This is a genomic window from Arcobacter roscoffensis, from assembly GCF_024267655.1.
In the GTDB taxonomy this organism is placed as follows: domain Bacteria; phylum Campylobacterota; class Campylobacteria; order Campylobacterales; family Arcobacteraceae; genus Arcobacter_B; species Arcobacter_B roscoffensis.
Map to the genome: position 1 here is coordinate 1,932,822 of NZ_CP100595.1, position 22,970 is coordinate 1,955,791.

Below are 22,970 nucleotides of genomic sequence, written 5' to 3' on the forward strand. Positions count from 1 at the left end.
TTACTCTTTTATTTTAACTGAAGTGGATATAAATTTTAAAAGTATAATTATCATAAACCAAGATACATAGACCATAAGAAAACTTTGAAATAAATCATCTTTATCAAAAGTAAATATTACATAAATATTTATAAAGATAAATATTAAAACAAAGGCTAAAACTTGAAACACTTTTGATTGAAATAATTTTTTCATAAATAATCCACCAATTATTTTATATTTAATAACATAATACACTATTTAAAGAAACAATGTCAAAAATATGTTATCATGTATGAATAAAATATGAAAAAAGGCTAATTTATGGCTAACTTAAAATTTGCAAAAAAAAGAAAAGATGAAAATCCCTTAAGTGAAGAAAAATGGAAAATATTAATATGTGATGATGAAATATCAGTACACTCAATTACAAAAACTGTATTAAATGATTTTACTTTTAAACATAAAAAATTAGAGTTTTTAAGTGCATATAGTGCAAAAGAAGCTTTAGAGATATTAAAAAATGAAGATGATATAGCTGTTGTTTTACTTGATGTTGTTATGGAAACAGATCATGCTGGTCTTGATTTAGTAAAGATTATTAGAGAAGAGTTAAATAATAAATTAATTAGAATAGTTTTAAGAACAGGTCAGCCAGGTTCTGCACCTGAAAAAGAAGTGATTCAAAAATATGATATAAACGATTATAAAGAAAAGACTGAGTTAACAGATATAAAACTTTTTACTACTATGATAAGTGCTATTAGATCATACAAAGATTTAAGTGCTATTCATAAAAGTAAAAAAGGCTTAGAAAAAATTATTGATGCAACAAAAAATATCTATGAAACAAACTCATTAAAGCTTTTTGCTAGTGGTGTTTTAAGTCAAATAATTTCTATATTAAAACTTAATGGTCACTCTTTTTTAATAAATGCTGATGGATTTTCTCTAGAAAAAGAAGATAAAGATATTAATCTCTTAGCAACAACAGGAAGTTTTAGTAACAAAAATATAGAAGAGATATTAACTCCCCAAATAAAAGAGTTAATAAATGAAGCTATAGAAAAAAAAGAGTCTATTTTTTTAGAAGACAAATATATAGGTTATATACAAACAGAGAATAACAAACAAAATATTATCTATATAAATGGCTTTAATAAACTAAATAAATTGGATAAAAACTTAATAAATATCTTTTCAAATAATGTGTCTAGTGCTTTTAATAATTTATATTTAAATAAAGAGATAATTGATACACAAAAAGAATTAATTGAAACATTAGGTGAAACAGTTGAGAGACGTTCAAAAGAGGCTTCTCATCATGTAAGAAGAGTTGCTAATATCTCTTATGAACTGGCTATTAAATATGGGCTTAATGAAGAAGAAGCAATTTTAATTAGAAATGCCTCACCTATGCATGATGTTGGTAAAATAGGAATACCTGATTCTATTTTATTAAAACCTGAAAAGCTAACTGAAGATGAGATGAAAATCATGAAAACCCATGCCCAAATAGGAAGAGATATTCTAGCTCACTCAAAAAAAGATGTTTTACAAGCTGCCTCTATTATTGCCTATGAGCACCATGAAAAGTGGGATGGGTCAGGTTATCCAAATAGCTTAAAGGGTGAAGAGATTCATATTTATGGAAGAATTACAGCTTTAGCAGATGTATTTGATGCACTACTTCATAAAAGATGCTACAAAGAGCCATGGAGCTTAGAAAATACGATTAACTTAATCAATGAACAAAAAGGTAAACACTTTGACCCAAAACTAGTGGAAATACTTTTTGAAAATATAGAAGTTTTTAAGAAAATAGAAGGTTTAGAATAAACTAAACTCTCTATTTATCACCTAAATCTTTAATAAACTCAAAAAGTTTAATAGGAGATTCAAGTACCCTTTTTCCTATATTCACAGGAACAGAAAAAGCATCTTTTGTAAGGTTTGTAGAGATTTTTGGATTCTTTAAATCTCCAAAAATATTAACTTGTGTAGCTACTCTTTTATTCTCTCCAAGTAATACATAATTTACAACAGGTATACTTCCAACTATAGAAGAGTAATCTTTAAAAAATATCAATTTTATCTTTGAATCAAGGGTCATATTATTTAAATCTACTTTTCCTTTACCATCAAAATCAATTCCATTTCCAACAGTCACAAGCTTATTTACATCAAGGTTTTTCTTTTTATTATCATACACAAATTCTAAAACCCCATCTATAATCTTGTAACCTGTAAGATTGAAACCTTTATTAGATGCCATTGAAACAACTGAGGGTACTGCTAATAAAGGATTTATTAATGCAGGTGAACTATGAATAAATATCAAAAGATTATTTATAATTGCTAAATCTTTAATCTTTACATTTGTGAAAATAGTTTTTCCCTTTAAATTATGTTCAAAGCCATTTGCAATAAACATTAACTTCCCACCCTCAACAATTTGTTTTTTAAAAATAGTATTTACAAATTCATCACTTATATCATTTGCATAAATATCTATTTTCCCCTCTTTTGATTGTTTATAGGTTACATCTGTTTTTTTATGCATTAAATGAAGATATTTACTAGTATCTTCTTTTAATCTGAATTCGTAAGAATTAGCTAAAAACTTAAAATCTTTATTGATAATAAGATTTGAATTTTTAGCTTTCAAATTTATAATATCAAATTCACTTTCTTCTTCACTTTTTAAGTCTACTAAAACATCATAAGAATTAATATCTAAATCAATTCTGTTTTCACCAATAATTTCTAATCTTAAACTATCATCAAGTGTTTTTATTTTAATTCTTTCTTTTGATAAGGAACCTTCTAAATTTAAAGAAGTTACCTTTTTATCATTTTTTGATAAAGGAATATCAAGATTTTTTACAAAAGCATTAAAAGAAATATTTTCATCATTTATATGGGCATTAAAAGTATTTAAATAATACTCTGCATCTTTATTTTTTAAGCGAATATCTTCACCTTTTACTAATAATTTTAATTTTTCATTAGTATTATTTTCATTACTTATATCAAGTAGATAATCTTTTAGAAAAAGCTCTACTCTTTCTCCATCTATAAATAATTTAACTTTTTCATTTACTGAATTAATATATGTTTTAGAATCTTGCACTTTTCCTTTAATCTCTAAACTATCAAGCTTTGTACTATTTTCAAATAAAGGAAAATTGAGTTTTGAAACAATACCATTAAAGGTTAAATTTTTTTCATCTTTTATTTTTAGCTTTAAATTACCTTCTTTAATAGAGTTTTCTTTAAGAACTTGTGAATATTCATAAATTTTAGATAAGTCTTTAATATTTACATTTATTAATTCATCAATATAGATGTCTAAAGCTAAATCTTCAAGGGAAATACCAACAGCCTTTGAAAAATCAAGATTGATTTTACTTTTTTTATCTTTTACATTTAATATCTTTTGAGTTTTTGTTTCTACATCAAAACTATTTATTAATACCTCACCTTTTGCTTTTAAAGTATTTGTATCTAATTCAAGATTATTAATTGTTGCTTTGAGCATATCCTTGTCACTAAAGTCTGACTTTTTTATTCTAATTATTGAACCATCTAAAATCACATTTGCTTTTTTCGTATAAAACTCAAAGTTATTTGCTTTTATTTTTGCATCTTTTACAATAAATTGACCTTGGGTACTCATCTTTTTACTTAGTAAATAAGGTACCTTTAAAACTAAAGCAGTACTTGTAATACCTGTTTGCTGTATTAATGGAATATTTATATTATAAGTTTTCAATAAGTCCAAAATTGTTTGGTTTAATTTTGATTTTGATTTTATATTTACTTCAACTACTCCATTTTTCTCACTAGCTAAATTTCTAATTACTACAAAACTTCCATTAATATCTACATCTTTGTATTTTGGCTTTAAAAGATTAATATAAAGGTTTCCTTTTTTAAACTCTAAATCAATTTGTTTACTGACAACTGGACTTGCACCTTTTTGAAAGTTTACTTTTGCATCATAAAGTTTTGCAGTACCTTTTAAAGACTTTTCAATAACTCTTTTTCTTTCTAAGTCAACTGTTCCATAAAAGTCTTCAAGTTGTATATCTGCACTTACATTTTCATACATCCAGTCTTCAGCATCAACAGAAAGCCTAAAAAACTCTTTTAAAAATGATAAACTTTTAAATTTATTTGAGTTTATATAAAACTGAGCAATTTTATCTGTCATTTCTAACTTTAGCTCACCATTTACATCTTGATAGTAGTATTTTCCAAAATAGTCTAATTTTTCATTAAAATAATCGATTTTTACTTTTCCATCAAGCAATAAATCAAGATCTTTTAAATGTAGTGAATACATATCAAAGACTACCTGATGGGCTATAAAGTTAAACTTTGAAGAAAAGTTCACATATTTATTATCTAAATATATTGCTTCTTCATTTATTGAAACTGTAAACTCATTTCCATCAATTTTTAGTCTTTCAATATGTACTTTTTTAAAAATTTTTAAGATATTTGGTAAAAGCTCAATATTCTTTTTTAGGTCTTCAAAGGAGCTGGTAACTTGAGATTTTTTTGATTTATATTCGATATTTTCTATATCTACAATAAGTTTTTTATCTAGTTTTATATAAAATTGCGAGACATTTATATTATTAAAAGAGAAAGAGTCTATTTTTATGCCTGATAATAACAGCGAAAACACCGAAACTATAGTCAAAAAAAGAAAAACTAATAAAAGTTTAATTATCTTTAACATTATTGAATTATTCCTTGTAAGTTTAATAGTAGTTTTATTTTATGTAACAATTCCGATGAATTCCACAAAAGTTTTGTTTATACCAAAAGGTAGTACTAATTTTATTATATCTTACCTAAATAAAAGTGGCTTTGAGCTTAATATAATGGATAAAGTTATCCTAAGAGGAATGGGTTTTATTCAAAGTGGATGGATAGACATAAATCAAAATGAACTTACAAAAATGGATTTTTTATATAAGCTTACTACTTCAAAAGCAGCTTTAAAAACAATCACTTTAGTTCCAGGTGAGACAAACTATATTTTAATAAAAAAACTAGCTGAGAAATTTAACTTATCAGAAAAAAAACTTTGGGAAGTATATAATAAACATGCCTACAAAGCTGATGGAAATATTTTAGCTGATACCTATTCTTTACCTTATGGAATGAAAGAAGATCATTTAATGCTTTATCTTTTATCACAAACAAGTAAAAAGTACGAAGCATTTTCCAAAAAAATATTTGGTATTTATGATAAAAAGAAATGGTATTACTACATAAGTCTTGCTTCTATTATTCAAAAAGAATCAGCAACAATAGATGAAATGCCAATAGTATCAAGTGTTATTCACAATAGATTAAAAAAAGGTATGAAGCTTCAAATGGATGGAACTTTAAACTATGGTAGATATGCTCATATTAAAGTAACAGCGAAAAGAATTAGAGAAGATGACAGTTCATATAATACCTACAAATACAGAGGATTACCGAAAAATCCAGTTTCAGCAGTAGGATTAAATGCTATTAAAGCTGCAATCTTCCCAGTAAAAAGTAGGTATTTATACTTTGTAAGAAATAACAAAACAGGTTTACATAAGTTTGCGAAAAGTTACAAAGAACACGTAAATAACATTAATGCAAATAGAGGTGTTAAAAAAAGTTACACTAAAATTAAAGCTGTTGAAACAAAGATTGATAAAGAAGCTAAAACAATCATGAATACCGATGTAAGCAAGCAGAAGCCTACATCTATTAAAGATTTATGGATGAATGTAAAATAATAATTGTGCAAAATTGAAACAAACATATTTTTGACATATTTTTAATTATAAATTTCATTTATGATGAATTTAATAAGTGATATGATATTGAATCATAAAAATTTAAAATTTAGGAAATAACATGTCAAAGATCATTTACACAAAAGTTGATGAAGCGCCAGCATTAGCAACATACTCTTTCTTACCAATTATCAAAGCTTTCACAAAAAGTTCTGGTATTGAAATGCTTACAAAAGATATCTCTCTTGCAGGAAGAATTCTTGCAAACTTCCCTGAGAACTTAACTGAAGATCAAAAAATCGGTGATCATTTAGCAGAACTTGGTGAATTAACACAAGATCCAACAGCTAATATTGTAAAATTACCAAATATCTCTGCTTCAATTCCTCAATTAAAAGCAGCAATTGCTGAATTACAAGAAAAAGGTTACAATGTACCTAACTATGACGAATCTGAAGAAATCTCTGCTAGATACTCTAAGATTTTAGGTTCTGCTGTTAACCCAGTATTAAGAGAAGGTAATTCAGATAGAAGAGCTCCAGGAGCTGTTAAGAATTATGCTAAAAACAATCCTCATAGAATGGGTGAATGGAAAAAAGATTCAAAAACTGATGTAGCTCACATGAGTGAAAATGACTTTTATGGTTCAGAAGTAGCAACAACTATGACTGAAGCAAATGACGTTAAAATTTCTTTCTTCAACGAAGCTGGAGAAGAGACTGTATTAAAAGCATCAACTCCTTTAGAAGCTGGTGAAATTATTGATGCAACTGTAATGAGCGCAAAATCATTACAAGAATTCTACCAAAAATCAATTGATGAAGCTAAAGAAAGAGGAGTATTATTATCTCTTCACTTAAAAGCTACAATGATGAAAGTATCTGATCCAATTATGTTTGGATTTGCAGTAAAAGTATACTTCAAAGACTTAATAGCTAAACACGGTGAATTATTTGATTCATTAGGTGTAAACTTCAACAATGGTTTAGGTGACTTATACTCTAAATTAGACCAAGTTGATGCAGATAAAAAAGCTGAAATTGAAGCTGATATTGAAGCTGTATATGCGAGTCAACCTAAATTAGCAATGGTTAACTCAAACAAAGGAATTACTAACTTACATGTACCTTCTGATGTTATTATTGATGCATCTATGCCTGCTATGATTAGAGGTGGTGGTAAAATGTGGAATGCTGATGACCAAGAAGAAGATACATTAGCAATGATTCCAGATAGATGTTACGCTAGATCTTTCCAAGCAGTTATTGATGATTGTAAAGAAAATGGTGCATTAGATCCAAAAACAATGGGAACTGTTCCAAATGTTGGACTTATGGCTAAAAAAGCTGAAGAATATGGTTCACATGACAAAACTTTCCAAGCGCAAGCTAATGGTCAAATCAAAGTTATTGACAAAGATGGAAATGATGTATTTGTATTTGACGTAGAAGAAGGTGATATTTTCAGAATGTGTCAAGCAAAAGACGCTCCAATCCAAGACTGGGTTAAATTAGCAGTTACTAGAGCTAGATTATCTGATACTCCTGCAATCTTCTGGTTAGATGAAAACAGAGCACATGATGCTGAAATGATTAAAAAAGTTAATGCTTACTTACCACAACATGACACAACTGGTTTAGATATTTCTATTGCTGCACCTGTTGATGCTACAAAAACTTCTGTTGAAAGAATGAGAAAAGGTTTAGATACTATTTCTGTAACTGGAAATGTTTTAAGAGATTACAACACTGACTTATTCCCTATTTTAGAGCTTGGAACATCTGCAAAAATGTTATCAATCGTTCCATTAATGAAAGGTGGAGGATTATTTGAAACTGGTGCTGGAGGATCTGCTCCTAAACACGTTCAACAATTCCAAGAAGAAGCTTACTTAAGATGGGATTCATTAGGTGAATTTATGGCACTAGCTGCTTCATTTGAACATTTAGGAAATACTCAAGATAATGCTAAAGCAAAAGTATTAGCTGATACTTTAGATAAAGCAACTGGAACTTTCCTTTTAAATGACAAATCACCTGCTAGAAAATTAGGTTCAATTGATAATAGAGGTTCACACTTCTACCTAAGCATGTACTGGGCTCAAGAATTAGCAGCACAAGATGTTGATGCTGACTTAAAAGCTGAGTTTACTCCAATAGCTGAAGCTATGACTGCAAATGAAGATAAAATTATATCTGAATTAGTTGCTGATCATGGAAAAGCTGTTGATATGGGTGGATACTACTTACCAGATGATGCTAAAACATCAGCTGCGATGAGACCATCTGCAACTTTAAATTCAATTATTGGTTAATAATTAAACCACTACTTTAAAAAGAGAAGTTTAACTTCTCTTTTTATCATAAAACAAGCCTAACTTAATCCTTCAAATAAGTCCCAATTCGATATAATTATTTAAAATATTTTTACTAAAGGTTTCTATTTTGAATAATAAAAAAGTCGGTATTATTGGTGTAGGAAATGTTGGTTCTACTTTAGCTTTCACACTTGCTTCAAAAAATAAATGTTCTCAAATTTTATTAAAAGATATAAGAGAAAATATTGTTCAAGCTATGGCTTTAGATATTTCACAAAGTGCAAATGCTGCCAAATCAAACACAATTGTAAAAGCATGTATTAAAGATGAAGAGTTCAAAGATTGTGATGTTGTTGTAATTACAGCAGGAATTGCTAGACGTCCAGGAATGAGTAGAGATGACTTACTTCTAACAAATGCAAAAATAATGACACAAGTAATTCAAAGTGCAATTACGTTTAATCCAAATGCAATAATTATAGTTGTTTCGAACCCCCTTGATGCTATGGTTTACACAGCATTAAAAGCTGCAAACTATCCAAGAAATAAAATCATAGGTATGGCAGGTATTTTAGATAGTGCTAGAATGTCACACTTTATTTTAGAAAAATTAGGATATGATGCTGGGCAAATTGAAGCTTCTGTAATGGGAGGACATGGTGATGACATGGTTCCACTTCCTAATTTCTCAACTGTCGCAGGTGTTCCACTATCAGAAGTATTAGAGACTGATGATATAAATGATATAGTTGAAAAAACAAAAAATGGTGGAGCTCAAATAGTAAAACTTTTAGAAACTGGTTCTGCTTATTATGCTCCTGCTTATGCTACTTCACTTATGGTTGAAGCAATTCTTGAAGATAAAAAAGAAGTATATCCATGTGCTGTAAGATTAGAGGGTGAATATGGATATGAAGATATTGTCTCAGGAGTTCCAGTAATGCTTGGAAAAGATGGAGTTGAGAAAGTAATTGAACTACATTTAAATGATTCACAAAAAGAAGAATTTAGTAAATCAATAGCTTCAGTTAAAGAATTAGTTGATACTTTAGAAAATAAGTTTTTCAAATAATACACACAATCTCAACACAAAAAATATATAATTAAATAAAAAGGTGCAAATTATGAAACAAACATTTGAAGTTTATAATGTAAAATGTGGAGGTTGTGCAAATACTTTAATTAACTCTTTAAAAGATGAATTTGGAGAAGTTGAAGTAGATCTAGAAGTAAACCCAAGAAAAATAACACTTCATATAGAAGATGAAAAAAAAGAAGAATTAAAATTAAAACTAAGAGCACTTGGTTATCCACTAACTTCTGATGAATTATCAGGTTTTGACAAGGCAGCTACAACAGCAAAAAGTTTTGTTTCTTGTGCTGTTGGTAAGTTCAATGTAGCCACAGGGAAATAAATTTTCTTAGAGGATAAACTCCTCTTTCTTTAAAATAAAAATACATTATTTTAACAATTGTCATATAGTTGTCGTAACCGACAAAACCTAAAAAATGGTAATATTGTCATATATTTAATTTAGGAAATAAAAATGAGTATAAAAGATTTAAGAATTAAAAATGGCTGGTCACAGGAATATTTAGCACAATTAACTAATTTAAGCTCTAGAACTATACAAAGAATAGAAAAAGATAATAAAGCTAGTTTAGAATCAGTAAATGCTTTAGCAAAAGCTTTTCAACTTGAAGTATCAGAACTAAAAGAATTAATAGAAAAAAATAAAAATCAAGAAGAACTTAATTCTATATCAACTAATAATTTTATTAACTTTTTAAAACATGATAAAGGTCTTGTAATTTTTTTATTTGTAAATACTTTTCTTATTATAATAAATCTAATCACAAATCCAGAAGTTTTATGGTTTATTTACCCATTGCTTGGATGGGGTATACCTCTTTTTTATAAACGATATAAAAAATACTACATATAGAAGCACTAATTTTTTAGTACTTCTTGCAAAATTTATTTTTTTCCTATATACTATACCCCACTATATTATATTAAAGGTTTTATATGTCAAGAGAAAAGAAAATTCTGCTTATTATAATTGTAAATATCATCATAATTATCTCTGAAATTGTATTTGGTATCTTATCAAACTCATTTGCCTTAATTGCAGATGCCCTACATAATACAGGAGATGTATTAGCTGTTGTAGTTACTTATCTAGCTTTAGTCTTAGGAGCTAAAACTACAACTTTTAAACAAACATTTGGCTATTTAAGGGCTGAAATGATGGCTGCATTTGTTAATACTTTATTTTTATATATAACAATGATATATATGATTTATGAAGCAATAAATAGATTTTTGAACCCTGAGATTATTAATCCAATATATATGATTATTGTAGGTTTTATTGCTGTTATTGCAAATGGTATTAGTGCTTATATTTTAAATAACATTGGTGTTAGTTCTTGTGCTCATGAGCACGATCATAATCATTCACACTCGCATAATCATTCGCATAATCAAAATGAAGATGCAAATATAAAATCAGCCTACTTACATATGCTAAGTGATGCTTTAATCTCTGTTGCTGTTGTAGTTGCTGGTATTTTTATTTACTTTTTTGAAGTCTATTTTATTGATTCTATTTTAACAGTAATATTTAGTATTTATATACTTTTTCATTCATACCCATTACTTAAAAAAAGTTTTTTATCTTTAATGGATATGAATATCATAGATATTTCACAAGAAAAACTTGAGTTAATAATAAAAGAAAATACTAATGTGATAGAATATCATGACTTACACATTCATAAGCCTAGTTCAAAGCATAATTTCATATCATTTCATTTAGTATTAAAAGATATTGAGATGAATTTAGAAGAGATTGAAAAGATTACAAGTAATATTGAGCATAAACTAAATCATTTAGGATTTAATCATGTTCTAATACAAGTAGACACATCAAAAAAAATAAAAAGACATACTAATTGTATTTTATAAAGGATTAAAATGTACCAATGCGATATAGAAAATAAAAAATTAATTAACAGAATAAACAGAATTCAAGGACAAGTAAACTCCGTGAAAAAAAAGCTTGAAGATGATATTGATTGTAAAGATGAACATTTAGATCCATATGAAGTAATAAGACAGCTTACAGCAATCAAAGGAGCTGTAAATGGTATGATAAACTCTTATGTTGAACATTTTGCTAAAGGTCATTTAGTAAAAGAGATACAAGAAGCAAAAACTCAAGCTGATGCTATGGCAAAGATGGATGAACTTGTAAATATCATGAAAAGTTATAGTAAATAAATTTACTATAACTTTGAAATAAGTGAATTTAAAATTGAAGCTTTTTCTTCACTTGAAATACCTTTTTGCATAGCATCAAGCTTTACAGTACCATCAAAAACTTCTTTTATACTTCCATCTTTTTGAACCTTATATACATAATATTTATTTGGAATAACACTATTTAAACTAAGAACTCTTATAACTGCTCCATTTGAATCATTTATAAGCTTATTATTAGTACCTTTATATAGCTCTTCAAGTTTTCCATCTACAGCTAGTTTTTTTATTAGCCAAGGTGTTTGAGATACATTTGCCACAAGTACAATATCTTTTTTTATATATTTATCAAGCTCATTAAAAACAGCTAAAGAGTCATGATTTAAAACTATAATAGTTTTTTCTTCACCTTTTGGAAATACAACTTCTTTTCTAAAGTAATTACCCTCGCCTATTAACTCAAAGTGACTTGGGAAATAAGCCACATTTTTTTGAACTTTCATTTCTTGCTTTTTAGGAGCAAGTCTATCTTCAGGAGCTGTTAAATAAACTAAGCCAGCAAACCCTACAATACCTAAAAATACAATCTTTAAAACATTTTTAATCATACACTTTCCTATTTCTTTTTATTTTTTAATCTCTTAGCCCATCTTGTAAATAGTCTATAAGTTTCTATATCTTCACTTATCTCTTTTTTATTTATAATATGTTCAACTAACTGTCTTGCTAAATAAGGTGATAACACAAAACCTCTTCCACCTACCCCATTTAAAACATAAAGATTATCAATCATTTCTAAATTTTCTTTTTTGATAAAACTTCCATTTAAGATATGAGGAAACTTCTCAATACTTTTTTTAGAATCAACTAGTTTTCCAAGCATTGGAAAATAATCAACACTAGAAGCTCTTGCTCCTATTTTTACATCTAAAAGCTCAACATCATTAAGTTTTTTTATATCATTTGCTAAATTTAAAAGTTTTGAGGTATCTTCATTCATAAGTTTTAAACTTTTTTCATCTGGCTCTATATGATTAAAATCTGCTGTTTTTAAATCATAACATGTTCCACTCATATCATCTTCAAATCTATTGTGTGTTGCGCCAATACTAATCAAATTCTTAGATGTATTATCAAAAGGTTTTGACTTAGATAAAGAACATTCTTTATGATAATTTATATCTACTTTTGTAGATGACAAAATATTAATTCTTTGACCCCACACAGCTCTTATATTAAAATACTCTTCATCTATTAAATCTATATTAGCACCAGTAGTTAATATCAAATTTTTTGTTTTGATTTCATCATTTATAAGCCATAAACCATCAACTTTTTCTATCTTTGTAACTTCATAAGATAAAAGCTTTTTTATGTCTTTAGTTAAAGATTTACATACTTCATAAGAATCAACCTGAGAACCAATAGGGAAAAAATATCCATCTTCAAGCTCTTCATAGTCAAAATCCATAAAAGGTTTGTAGCTCTCAAACTTTTGTCTATCTTCATCATTTTTAGGAATTCTACATGTACCACAGTGTGAAATCAGGGAAGGTAAGTTTTCCTTATAAAAGTTTGTTGAGTATTTTAAAGCCTTTGTAATAAGAGATTTAAATTTATTATCCTTACCCAATAAAGGAGATAAAAAAGCACCAGCAGCACCACTAGCACCAAAACCTACATCACTATTTCTATCTATTAAAAGTAAATTTTTTGTATGCTTTTTTAATTCATTAGATACAAAAGAACCAGCAACTCCTGCACCTAATACCACATAATCGTATATTTTTTCAGACATTTTTATCTAACTCTTCCATTAATTGATAATTTGGTCTCCAATAACCTCTTCCACCTCTTAAACTAATACATTTATAATCTGGAAATTTTGACTTATAAAATTTTAATCTCTCTTTTGTAGATTTTCCAGTATCACAATAAAATACAAAAACTGTTCCTTTTGGATATTCTTTCATTTCAAAAGGATTATAAGTAATTGTTTCTATATTATCAATTGGCTTTAAAACTGTATCAACCAATACAACTTGAAGCCCTTGCTTTTCTAAATCTTTAGTGTATTTATATAGTTCTTGTTGTGTCCACTCATCTTTTTCAAACATTTTATATTCCATTCAAATTTATTAATACTATAGTTAAATAGACTCAATATAATATCATATTTAAGGTTAATAGTGCTAGATAATGTTTTAAACTTGATTGACTTAGACTCAACTTTTTGCTATAATATAAATCTTAAAAATATCTTAACAATTATATATAGGAATGAAAATGGCAAAAAGTTTATATGAAACACTTGAAGTTAGTGAAAATGCTAGCGTTAGTGATATAAAAAAAGCATATAGAAAGCTAGCAAGAAAATATCATCCAGATGTAAATAAAGACCCAGCTGCAGAAGAAAAGTTTAAAGAAATTAATGCAGCTTACGAGGTTCTAAGTGATTCAGAAAAGAAACAACAATATGATCAATATGGTGATTCTATGTTTGGTGGTCAAAACTTCCATGATTTTGCAAGAGGTCAAGGAGGAAACGTAGACTTAGATGAAATTCTAAGACAAATGTTTGGTGGAGGACAAGGTTTTGGTTCTTCGGGATTCTCGCAAGGAGGATTTTCACAAGGAGGGTTTGGTGGTTTTGATGAACCAGATTTAGATACTAGTGCCCAAATAACAATACCTTTTACAACTGCAATTTTAGGTGGTAAACAACATATTGCTTTAAACAATGACTCTTTTGATGTTAAAATTCCAGAAGGAATTAAAGATGGTCAAAAGATTAGAGCAAAAGGTAAAGGAAAGTCATATCATGGACAAAGAGGTGACTTAATTCTTAAAATAAATGTAGCACCTTCAGATGAGTATGAAAGAGATGAATCAACACTTATTAAAACTTTTGATGTACCACTTAAAACAGCATTATTTGGTGGAAAAATTGAAATTGAAACAATTCATAAAACTATCACTTTAAAAGTTCCGCAAAACACAAAACAAAATCAAAAATTTAGAGTTAAAGAGCTTGGAGTACTAGATAGAAAATCAAATACAAAAGGTGACTTACATCTAAAAGCTAATATTGTTTTACCAAAAGTTGAAGATTTAGATGAAAGTTTAGTAGAATTACTAAAAGAGAAGCTTCCTGAATAAAAGGATTTTTTATGGAAACAAATAGCTATATTGAACCTGTATATCTAATCTCAGCAGTTGCTGAAATCCTAAATATACACCCTCAAACATTAAGACAATACGAAAGAGAAGGTCTTATAAAACCTTCAAGAACAAATGGAAAAATAAGACTTTATTCACAAAAAGATATAGATCATATTAAATACGTATTAACACTTACAAGAGAGCTTGGAGTTAACCTAGCGGGTGTTGATATAGTACTTCAATTAAATAAAAAAATAGAAAAACTTGAAAGTGAAGTTCAAGAGTATAAGACTAAAATAAAAAGTATAAATAATTTAGCTGTAGTTCCAGATACAAAAGCTTTAGTTGTTCAAAAAACATCTTTTGATATAGTTATTATAGAAAAAGAGGATTAAAATCCTCTTTTTTAAAACTGGTATTTAACTACGTAATCTCTCATAAGTGGTGGTATATCTAAAAAGTTCTCATCATCAGATGATAAGTTTTTGTTAGCATCATCTTCATGCGAGTCTTCTTTTTCATTTTCTAAATCTTCTTTTGATTCAAAACCTGTAGCAACAATAGTAATTTTTACTTCATCTTTTTCAAGAGTTCTATCTGATGTTGTACCAAATATAATTTCAGCATTATGATCCATTCTATCATTGATACTTCCCATTACATTATTAATAGCAAATAATGATACTTGAGGATGAATATTAAAGTGAATTAAAATACCTTTTGCACCATTTAATGACATTTTATCTAATAAAGGTGATTCAATTGCATCTTCTAAAGCTCTTTGAGCAGCATCTTCGCCTTTGGCTTTACCAATACCCATAAGTGCCATACCTCTATGCTGCATGATTGTTTTTACATCAGCAAAGTCTGTATTAATATCTGAGTTACCTGGATTTAAAATAACCTCAGACATACCATTTACAGCTTGATAAAGAATATTATCAATAATTTTAAAGGCATCTTTCATACCAACATTTTCATCAATAATTTCTAACAATCTATCATTTGGTACAACAATAATTGAATCACTTACTTTTTTAAGCTCTTCTAAACCAAGACTAGCAAGCCCTGCTCTTTTTTTACCTTCCCAAGTAAATGGTTTTGTTACAACTGAAACAGTTAATGCACCTGCTTCTTTTGCAGCTTTAGCAACAATAGCAGCAGCACCAGTTCCTGTACCTCCACCAAGTCCAGCGGCAATAAATACAATATCAGCACCTTTTAGTGCAGATTTAATCTCTTCATAACTCTCAACAGCAGAATCTCTACCAATCTCAGGTTTCATTCCAGCTCCAAGACCTTTAGTTAGTTTAACACCTAACTGAATCTTTTTAGGGGCTTGTGAAATATGTAATACTTGTAAGTCAGTATTAGCAGCAATTAAATCAACTTTTTTGCAACCTTCTTTTATCATGTGGTTAATCATATTACAACCACCACCACCAATTCCAATAACTGAAATTTTTGCTACATTATCTGACAATACTTTGTTTGGCATTTCTTCTTTGATATCATCCACCTTAAATAAATTATCCATTTTAGAACCACTCCGATATTTTACTCCAGAACTTAGAAACACCTTTTTTCTTATCTTTTTCTAAAGGTGTTAACACAGCTGAAGTATCTCTATTTTCTTCATTTGGCGTACTTAAATCTCTATTAAGTTCAGCTCTCATTTGATCAGCTGAAACCTGCGAATTTTCAATTACTTTATTCTCAATTCTAGGCTCTTTCTTAATTGGTTTTACAAGTTGTTTACTTGAATCTAATTCATAGTTTCTTGTAGCTCCTAAAGAGTATTCTAATAAACCAACTATAGTAGACATACTTGGATCATCAAAATTTAAATATCCATTTTTAATATTTTTAGGGTTTGATACAGAAATTGGAATACCTTGATATATCTTTTCAGCTAAAGGTTTGATACCTTCTAAACTAGACATTCCACCTGTAATAACAATTCCAGAACCTATATTGTCTAAAATTCCACTTTTTTTAAGTTGATTTTTTACAAGTACTAATACTTCTTCAACTCTAGCATGAATAATAGTTTGAATATAATCAAGAGCAACTTCTGAATTTGTATCCTCATCACCAATTCTTGGTATCTTAACTTTTGTTACACCAAGTTCATTATTTGGTGTATAATCTTTTGTAAGAGAGCCATACTCAGTTTTGATTCTCTCTGCTGCCATTGGAGGAGTATGAAGCATAACTGATAAATCATTTGTTATATGGTTTGATCCAACAGGAATAAAACCATTATAAATCATTGAGTTACCTTTATAACAAACAAACTCCGTTGTAGTAGCTCCTAAGTTTATAACCGTAGTTCCAAATCTTTTTTGTTGATTATCTAAAATAGATATAGCAGATGCATAACCATCAAGTACAAATGTAGTCATATCTACACCTGAAACTTTTAAAGCTGATTTAATATTTGTAAGTGCAGTTCTTTTTGCAGTTACAATATACACAGATACTTCAAGTCTTGATCCATTCATATTAAGAGGATTGTCTACATCAACAGAATCGTCAACTTTGAAGAATATTGGTATTACATGCACTACTTCATACTCTGGAACTATTGTCGCATTATATAAAGCCATTTGCATTACTTGATTAATCTCAGTTTCAGTAATCAGTCCATTTGGTACATTTACAGAGCCTGAACTTCTTATACTTTTAGTATAACTTCCAGAAACAGAAACAATTGATGTTTCAATTGTTTCTGTTGTATTTCTTTTTGCTAATGTAACAGCATTTTTTATAGCTTTAGATGCCTCTTCAATATTAATTATTAAGCCTTTATTAACACCTTCGCTATTTTGGATACCAGTACCTAAAATATTAATATTATATTCTAAATCATGTTTTGCAATAACTGCTGTTATACTAGATGAACCAATATCAATTGCTAAGATAGTATTACTCAATTATTATTCCTTTGTTTCTATAGAAGATTGGATTTCGTAGCTATTCTCTAGTCTTTTAATTAAATTTGTCATTAATTCTTGTGATTGTAATTGAGTAAGTGTTGACTCAACTGCACTATTTCTAGTCTTATCATATGAACCAAATTTAGAATTATTTATTTTATATAAAACTACTTTGTCATTTAATTTAATAAATCCTTCTTTTTGAGTCGCTGAGAAAAGTTGATTTAAAAATTGAGCTGCTTCTTGTGCTTCTAATAAAGTAATTTTATCAATTGACTCTCTTGTAACACCTTTAATACTTACACCATTGAATGAAGAAACTTGTTCTTGTGCTGTTTGCTCTAATTTCTTTTGTTTTGTAACATAAATATAATCTTTTTTAGCCATCTCTTTTGCATCTTCATATGCTAAAGGTTTAGCTTTTTCAACTTTTACTAATTGAGTTATTACAAAAGTGTTATTTTCTAAAAATGGTTTATTTAAAGATCCTACTTTTGAATTGATAATAAGTTCATTGTTTTGCACAGAATAAGGCATTGTTGAAGCTGTAAAAGTAGCTACATCTTTTAACTGTTCGTCACCTTTTTTAATTTTTAGGTATTTTTTAAGTGCTTCTTTTTTAGTATGTTTTTCATCTAATTTTTCAATTATGTCAGTTTTTGCTTCTTCAAAAGATTTAATTTTCCCATCTTCTTTTTTGAAGTCTAATCTAAACTTATCATAATAACTTTTGATTTCTTCTTCATTGGCGTTTGAAGATAATAAAGGCATATCTAAAGACATCAGTTGATATTTTACTTCAGACATGTAAGCATTCTTATTTGCTTCCCAATATTTTTTAATCTCATCTTCTTTAGCTTCGACACTAATATCATTTAAAGTTAAAATCTTCATAGAAATATCATCTTCCAAGAAAAGTAATTTACTTAAATTTTCAATCTCTTTTTCATTTGCTTTTACATCAAAAAGTTTTTGAATTTTAGTTAATAAAATTCCTCTTTGTAAAGACTCTTCAAATTTTGCAGGTGTTGTTCTATTTTGAGATAAAACTTTTATGTAAGTTTCTTTATCAAATTTCCCATCTGTTAAAAATGCTTGATATTTAACTAATTCCTTAGCTATATCCTCATTTGTAACTTTTAAACCTAATGAGTCACCATATGATAAGATTAAGTTTTTTTGTAAAACTTGCTTATAAGCAACGTCTTTTAAGTTTAACTTATCAGCTGTTTCTTGGTTAAAACTGTCACCAAATAATCTTGCATATTGTTCATATAAACTTGAGTACTCTTCTTGATACTCTTCAACAGATACTTCTCTGTCACCTACTACTGCTACTACTCCACCTTGTTTGCCATACTCATATGAACCCCAACCAACAAAGCCAGCTCCAACAAATGCTATTGTACTTATCCAGATAGTAATAACTAGCCATTTTTTGTGTCTTTGCATCCAACTTATCATAAAACATAATCCTCTTAAAAATTTTAGATATATTACACTAAATTTTCTTTTAAGTTAGTTAAAGTTTATTTATGTATTGCTGAATTTATAATTGAGGTAATATTTCGTTTTTTATTAAGTCTTGTTTACTTAATAAGTCGTTTATTACAGACTCTCTAATAGTTATTTCTAATTTCTTACAAGCACTTTTAAAGGCTTCTTCTTCTCCCACAATAAAACACATTTTCTTAGCTCTTGTTATTGCTGTGTAAAGAAGCTTAGTATTATGCATTATGTAGTGAGAAAAACTCATAGGAATTAGAGCATTATCATACTCCATTCCTTGTGTTTTATGAATAGTCAAACAATAAGCTAAAGATAATAATGATGCAATATTATCAAAATCATAGAATACTACCATATCATCATTTGGATATAAAACTATACATTTTTCTTCATCAAAATCAAGCTTGATTATAAGACCTAACTGCCCATTAAATACACGCTTCTCCAAAAAGTCTGTTGAGCCACTTTTATACATCTGCATTGTTTGAGCTCTCATGTTTTCATTTTTTACATGTATTACTTTATCAGTAATTTTATACTCATAAAGTTTTGTCTGAAAAGCCTTGCCTTTAGTATGATTAAAAAGCTTCTGAAGTTGCATATTTAGATTCTCAACTCCTAAAATTCCATTCTTCATAGGTGTAATTACTTGAAATAAAATCAAAGCTTTGCTTATGTCTTTTTGTTTTATCAAATCATAATACTTTTGAATATATGAAGCTGAAATATTCAAAATATTATTTAGAATAAGTGTTGAGTTTTCACCTCTTATATTTGAAAATTCATTGGAAGAAACAGAGTTTTTTTGAGCATAATAGTTAGAAATCGAAACATTTTGAAAGCTGAAGTCTTCATATTTTTCATTATATTTAGGAATTTCACCTTTTCTAATATCATTTGCAATAACTGCTATTGCTTGGTTTTCATTTTGTCTGTAGATTTTTGTAAGCTTACAAATGGGAGCCAATTTATATTTTATTGCATCTGCTAAAATATTTCCAGCACCAATTGCTGGTAATTGTCCATCATCTCCAACAATTATAAAAATAGTGTCATCCGAAATCTTTGATATTATTTGATAAAAGGTAACAGAGTTCACCATAGATGCTTCATCTAAAAGTATAACTTTATGGGGGAAAAAATCTTTTTCCTTATGTTTTACTAATAAAGATTGAATAGTAGAAGAACTATATCCTGTAGTATCAGAGATTCTTTGACTTGCAATACCACTTAATGCAATAGTTATAATATCATCATAAGATACAACTTCTTCAAGAAGTTCTAAAATAGCCCTACTTGATGTGGACTTACCAGTTCCTGCGTAACCTATTAGAAAAAGTGTTTTATGACCATCATTTATAAGTTCAACTGCTTTTTTCTGCTCAGTACTTAACTCAAAACCTAAAGTCTTCTGTTTTTTTTCTAAATAAGCATCAAAATCTGCAATTATCTTTTTATTTTTTTCGTCTTCTCTTCTTTGAAAGAAATCTAAGATATTTTTTTCTGCATTAAAAAGCATTGACAAAGCATATCTATTCTCTTTTGTTACATAAATCTCTTCATCCACAAGCATTTTGGATAAGGCTTCTTCATATAAAGCATCTTCATTTGAAAAGTTCAAGGACTCATCAAGAAGTTTATATAAATGGAATTTATCAATTGAAGAGTTTCCATTATTGTCACAATATTCTCTTAAAGTATAATTTAAACAAGCCATTATCCTAAACTCACTTCTAGGGTCAATTCCTATAGCTTTTGCTATTTCATCAGCTCTTTTAAAACCAATACCTCTAATATTTATAAGCATATATGGATTTTTTTTGATTTTTTCAATTAAGTCATCAATTTCTCCAAAAGCTGAGTATATTTTAGTTATGAGATTTGAAGTTACTCCAAACTTAGCTAAAAAAGACCCTAGCTCTCTAAGATGTTTAAACTTTTGCCAAGAAGAGACTATTTTTTCAAGCTTTTTTTCTCTTATGCCTTTAAACTTTAAAAGTTCATCTGGATTATTGTTTAATATTTCAACTAATTCTTCTTCTGTATATTTTTCTAAAAGTTCATGGGCAAACTTATTTCCAATACCTTTTACAATTTTCGTTAAAAAAAAGAAAATTTCTGCTTCTTTTAATTCTAAAGTATCAAATTCAAACTGTACTCCATACTTTTTATGAGTAGTCCAGTTTCCAATAAGTATTATTTCTTCCCCTACTATCTTTTCAATATCAGTATCAAAATAAGTACCACAAATTTTTTGATTGTTTTCTAAAACAGCTATTATATATTTTGTTTCATCATTTTTATATAATACTTTTTTCAAAACCCCTGATAACTTAAAGGTTTTATACTCTTCTTGATTATCTGCCATTAGTACCCATCGTTAAATTTATGTTTTCTATGTTTATCTTTTGTATATGTTTTTTTCTTTTTTTCTTTTTGAATTAGGTTTGCTTGTTTTAATAAAGTAGACTTTTCATCATCAAAGTCTTCTGTATGATTTTCTATATACTGTAAAGTTGTATTTAAAAATTCTGTCAAAGAAGTAAGATAAGACGAGTGTAAAGGAACAGCTTCAACCTTTTTTAAATCTTCATAATTCTTTTTTGTTCTTTGTTTAAATAACTCAACATCAAAGTTTTCAAGCTTAAGTAAAGAAACTGTTCGTGTGAAAAACTTCTCTAAAACTCTAATATATCTTATTCTTTGTTGTTTTTCATGCATTATTTAAGTAGCTCTTCTAACTTTTCAATAGGTCTTGCAACAACAGCTTTTTCACCTCTTATTATCACAGGTCTCTCTATTAATTTTGGGTTTTCTATCATTGCATCTAGTAGTTTTTCTTCATTAGTTTCACTTTTTAAATCTAACTCTTTATAAACAGCTTCCCCTTTTCTCATAAGCTCTTGTACTGTCATATTAAGTTTGTTTAAAATCTCTTTTAGTTCATCTTTTGAAGGTGTATCATCTAAATATTTAACAACATTTGCATTAATATTTTTTTCTTCTAGTAAGTTAAGTGCATTTCTTGATTTTGAACATCTTGGATTATGCCAAATTGTAATATCTTCCATACTTTGTGTACCTTGTTTATAATTTTTATAAATTATATCTAAAAATATTTTACAAAGCTTGAAATATTACAATTTGTAAGAAAAGTAGTCATTAAAACAGAGTTTTAACTCCAATAAAAGGTCCTTTATAAGATAAGTCAACACCATCTGACTCAAACTCTTTTCCTTTATATCCAAGGATATATGATGACTCTTTAAATTCATCGTTTTGATAACCTAAGGTAAATTTATATTCTAAAGCATCTATATTATCACCTTTTCCAAGAGAACCTTCAACATCAAACCATAAGTTATTTATGTTTGATATATTTGAAGTATAGTTCCCTTGAATACTTAGATAATTTTCTCTTGCCTTTAAAGAGTTTGCGCTGATTTCATATCTGTTTAAACCTGCACCAATTTTAAATTTATCAAAAATTCTTTTATAATTTAATTTATAAACTTTTGTTTCAAACTTTTTATCTGTCATAAAAAACTCAAAGCTAAACTTATCATTATTGTTTTGTACTGATATTATAGGAGAAAAAGCGTTTGCACTTTCAGATAAACTTCCAGCACTCGATGAAATGTCTATGTCTGTAGGAGAGTATTCAAACTTAACTTCTATAATATTATTATCAATTGAAAAGCTACTTTTATTTTCTAAAACATCTTCTTGTTTTACCTCATCATTTAAAATACTCTTTCGCACTTCTATAACTTCAACTTCTTGCTTTACAGGTGTTTGTACAATTTCTTCTTTATACTCTGACACAGGTTCTACAACTGTTTTTTTCTTTTTTAGTTCTTGCTTTTTTTGTTTCTCTGTAAAATTATACTCAATCTTTTTATCATCAGAAAACTCACTTAAAGGAAGATAATCATCCATTTGAGCAAAACATATAAACGGTGTAATAGCAACTAAAATTAACTTTTTCATTAAAACTCCAAAACAAA

The 22,970-nt window shown here is 27.9% G+C and carries 22 protein-coding genes; 10 read left to right on the forward strand and 12 right to left on the reverse strand.

Annotated elements, in window-relative coordinates; translation table 11 throughout:
• The gene (locus tag NJU99_RS09110) at positions 1-195 is read right to left on the reverse strand and encodes a hypothetical protein (protein WP_254575606.1); all 195 of its coding nucleotides are present in this window, start codon (positions 193-195) and stop codon (positions 1-3) included.
• A 108-nt stretch (positions 196-303) separates the two neighbouring features.
• Here NJU99_RS09110 and NJU99_RS09115 point away from each other — a divergent pair, with 108 nt between their 5' ends.
• Positions 304-1,818, forward strand: a complete 1,515-nt coding sequence (locus NJU99_RS09115; RefSeq protein ID WP_254575607.1) for a DUF3369 domain-containing protein — start codon at positions 304-306, stop codon at positions 1,816-1,818.
• Positions 1,819-1,828: 10 nt separating this feature from the next.
• Here NJU99_RS09115 and NJU99_RS09120 read toward each other — a convergent pair whose 3' ends face one another.
• Positions 1,829-4,729, reverse strand: coding sequence for a YhdP family protein (locus tag NJU99_RS09120; RefSeq protein ID WP_254575608.1), 2,901 nt, complete (start codon positions 4,727-4,729; stop codon positions 1,829-1,831).
• A gap of 145 nt (positions 4,730-4,874) precedes the next feature.
• Here NJU99_RS09120 and mltG point away from each other — a divergent pair, with 145 nt between their 5' ends.
• The 7 genes from mltG (at position 4,875) to NJU99_RS09155 (ending at position 11,374) form a co-directional block, all read left to right on the forward strand.
• Positions 4,875-5,771, forward strand: coding sequence for an endolytic transglycosylase MltG (gene mltG / locus NJU99_RS09125; protein ID WP_346731807.1), 897 nt, complete (start codon positions 4,875-4,877; stop codon positions 5,769-5,771).
• A gap of 121 nt (positions 5,772-5,892) precedes the next feature.
• Positions 5,893-8,085 carry an NADP-dependent isocitrate dehydrogenase gene (locus NJU99_RS09130; protein WP_254575610.1) on the forward strand — a complete coding sequence of 731 codons (2,193 nt, stop codon included), beginning with the start codon at positions 5,893-5,895 and terminating at the stop codon, positions 8,083-8,085.
• Positions 8,086-8,215: 130 nt separating this feature from the next.
• Positions 8,216-9,160, forward strand: a complete 945-nt coding sequence (gene mdh, locus NJU99_RS09135) for a malate dehydrogenase (RefSeq protein WP_254575611.1) — start codon at positions 8,216-8,218, stop codon at positions 9,158-9,160.
• Positions 9,161-9,212: 52 nt separating this feature from the next.
• The gene (locus NJU99_RS09140; protein ID WP_254575612.1) at positions 9,213-9,503 is read left to right on the forward strand and encodes a heavy metal transporter; all 291 of its coding nucleotides are present in this window, start codon (positions 9,213-9,215) and stop codon (positions 9,501-9,503) included.
• 132 nt (positions 9,504-9,635) lie between these two features.
• Complete coding sequence (locus tag NJU99_RS09145) at positions 9,636-10,034, forward strand: helix-turn-helix domain-containing protein (protein WP_254575613.1); 399 nt, start codon at positions 9,636-9,638, stop codon at positions 10,032-10,034.
• Positions 10,035-10,117: 83 nt separating this feature from the next.
• Positions 10,118-11,059 (forward strand): cation diffusion facilitator family transporter, encoded by a 942-nt coding sequence (locus NJU99_RS09150; RefSeq protein WP_254575614.1) that lies wholly within the window; start codon positions 10,118-10,120, stop codon positions 11,057-11,059.
• Between the two features lie 9 nt (positions 11,060-11,068).
• On the forward strand, positions 11,069-11,374 hold the full coding sequence (locus NJU99_RS09155) for a metal/formaldehyde-sensitive transcriptional repressor (protein ID WP_254575615.1): 306 nt from the start codon (positions 11,069-11,071) through the stop codon (positions 11,372-11,374).
• A gap of 5 nt (positions 11,375-11,379) precedes the next feature.
• On the opposite strand, the gene NJU99_RS09160 is transcribed toward NJU99_RS09155, so the two are convergent.
• Genes NJU99_RS09160 through NJU99_RS09170 form a run of 3 tightly spaced genes read right to left on the reverse strand, consistent with a single transcriptional unit; the run spans position 11,380 to position 13,470 of the window.
• The gene (locus tag NJU99_RS09160; protein WP_254575616.1) at positions 11,380-11,961 is read right to left on the reverse strand and encodes a hypothetical protein; all 582 of its coding nucleotides are present in this window, start codon (positions 11,959-11,961) and stop codon (positions 11,380-11,382) included.
• A gap of 8 nt (positions 11,962-11,969) precedes the next feature.
• Entirely contained in the window at positions 11,970-13,151 is a 1,182-nt protein-coding gene (locus tag NJU99_RS09165; protein WP_254575617.1) for an FAD-dependent oxidoreductase, read from the reverse strand.
• On the reverse strand, positions 13,144-13,470 hold the full coding sequence (locus NJU99_RS09170; protein ID WP_254575618.1) for a hypothetical protein: 327 nt from the start codon (positions 13,468-13,470) through the stop codon (positions 13,144-13,146). Before NJU99_RS09170 ends, NJU99_RS09165 begins: the two co-directional genes overlap by 8 nt.
• Positions 13,471-13,639: 169 nt before the next feature.
• Here NJU99_RS09170 and NJU99_RS09175 point away from each other — a divergent pair, with 169 nt between their 5' ends.
• Both NJU99_RS09175 and NJU99_RS09180 read left to right on the forward strand, forming a co-directional pair.
• A complete protein-coding gene (locus NJU99_RS09175; protein WP_254575619.1) occupies positions 13,640-14,512 on the forward strand; it encodes a DnaJ C-terminal domain-containing protein in 873 nt (290 codons plus the stop codon).
• Between the two features lie 11 nt (positions 14,513-14,523).
• The gene (locus NJU99_RS09180; protein WP_254575620.1) at positions 14,524-14,910 is read left to right on the forward strand and encodes a heat shock protein transcriptional repressor HspR; all 387 of its coding nucleotides are present in this window, start codon (positions 14,524-14,526) and stop codon (positions 14,908-14,910) included.
• A gap of 11 nt (positions 14,911-14,921) precedes the next feature.
• Here the strand turns inward: NJU99_RS09180 and ftsZ are convergent, their stop codons facing one another.
• The 7 genes from ftsZ to NJU99_RS09215 all read right to left on the reverse strand — a co-directional run bounded on the left by ftsZ (position 14,922) and on the right by NJU99_RS09215 (position 22,953).
• Positions 14,922-16,052 carry a cell division protein FtsZ gene (ftsZ, locus tag NJU99_RS09185; RefSeq protein WP_254575621.1) on the reverse strand — a complete coding sequence of 377 codons (1,131 nt, stop codon included), beginning with the start codon at positions 16,050-16,052 and terminating at the stop codon, positions 14,922-14,924.
• A gap of 1 nt (position 16,053) precedes the next feature.
• Complete coding sequence (ftsA, locus tag NJU99_RS09190; RefSeq protein WP_254575622.1) at positions 16,054-17,451, reverse strand: cell division protein FtsA; 1,398 nt, start codon at positions 17,449-17,451, stop codon at positions 16,054-16,056.
• A 3-nt stretch (positions 17,452-17,454) separates the two neighbouring features.
• On the reverse strand, positions 17,455-18,918 hold the full coding sequence (locus NJU99_RS09195) for a peptidylprolyl isomerase (protein ID WP_254575623.1): 1,464 nt from the start codon (positions 18,916-18,918) through the stop codon (positions 17,455-17,457).
• Positions 18,919-19,003: 85 nt separating this feature from the next.
• Positions 19,004-21,331 carry an AAA family ATPase gene (locus tag NJU99_RS09200; RefSeq protein ID WP_254575624.1) on the reverse strand — a complete coding sequence of 776 codons (2,328 nt, stop codon included), beginning with the start codon at positions 21,329-21,331 and terminating at the stop codon, positions 19,004-19,006.
• Positions 21,331-21,684, reverse strand: a complete 354-nt coding sequence (locus NJU99_RS09205) for a hypothetical protein (protein ID WP_254575625.1) — start codon at positions 21,682-21,684, stop codon at positions 21,331-21,333. Before NJU99_RS09205 ends, NJU99_RS09200 begins: the two co-directional genes overlap by 1 nt.
• Positions 21,684-22,034 carry an arsenate reductase (glutaredoxin) gene (arsC, locus tag NJU99_RS09210; protein ID WP_254575626.1) on the reverse strand — a complete coding sequence of 117 codons (351 nt, stop codon included), beginning with the start codon at positions 22,032-22,034 and terminating at the stop codon, positions 21,684-21,686. Before arsC ends, NJU99_RS09205 begins: the two co-directional genes overlap by 1 nt.
• 91 nt (positions 22,035-22,125) lie before the next feature.
• A complete protein-coding gene (locus NJU99_RS09215; RefSeq protein WP_254575627.1) occupies positions 22,126-22,953 on the reverse strand; it encodes a hypothetical protein in 828 nt (275 codons plus the stop codon).
• Positions 22,954-22,970 lie beyond the last annotated feature (17 nt).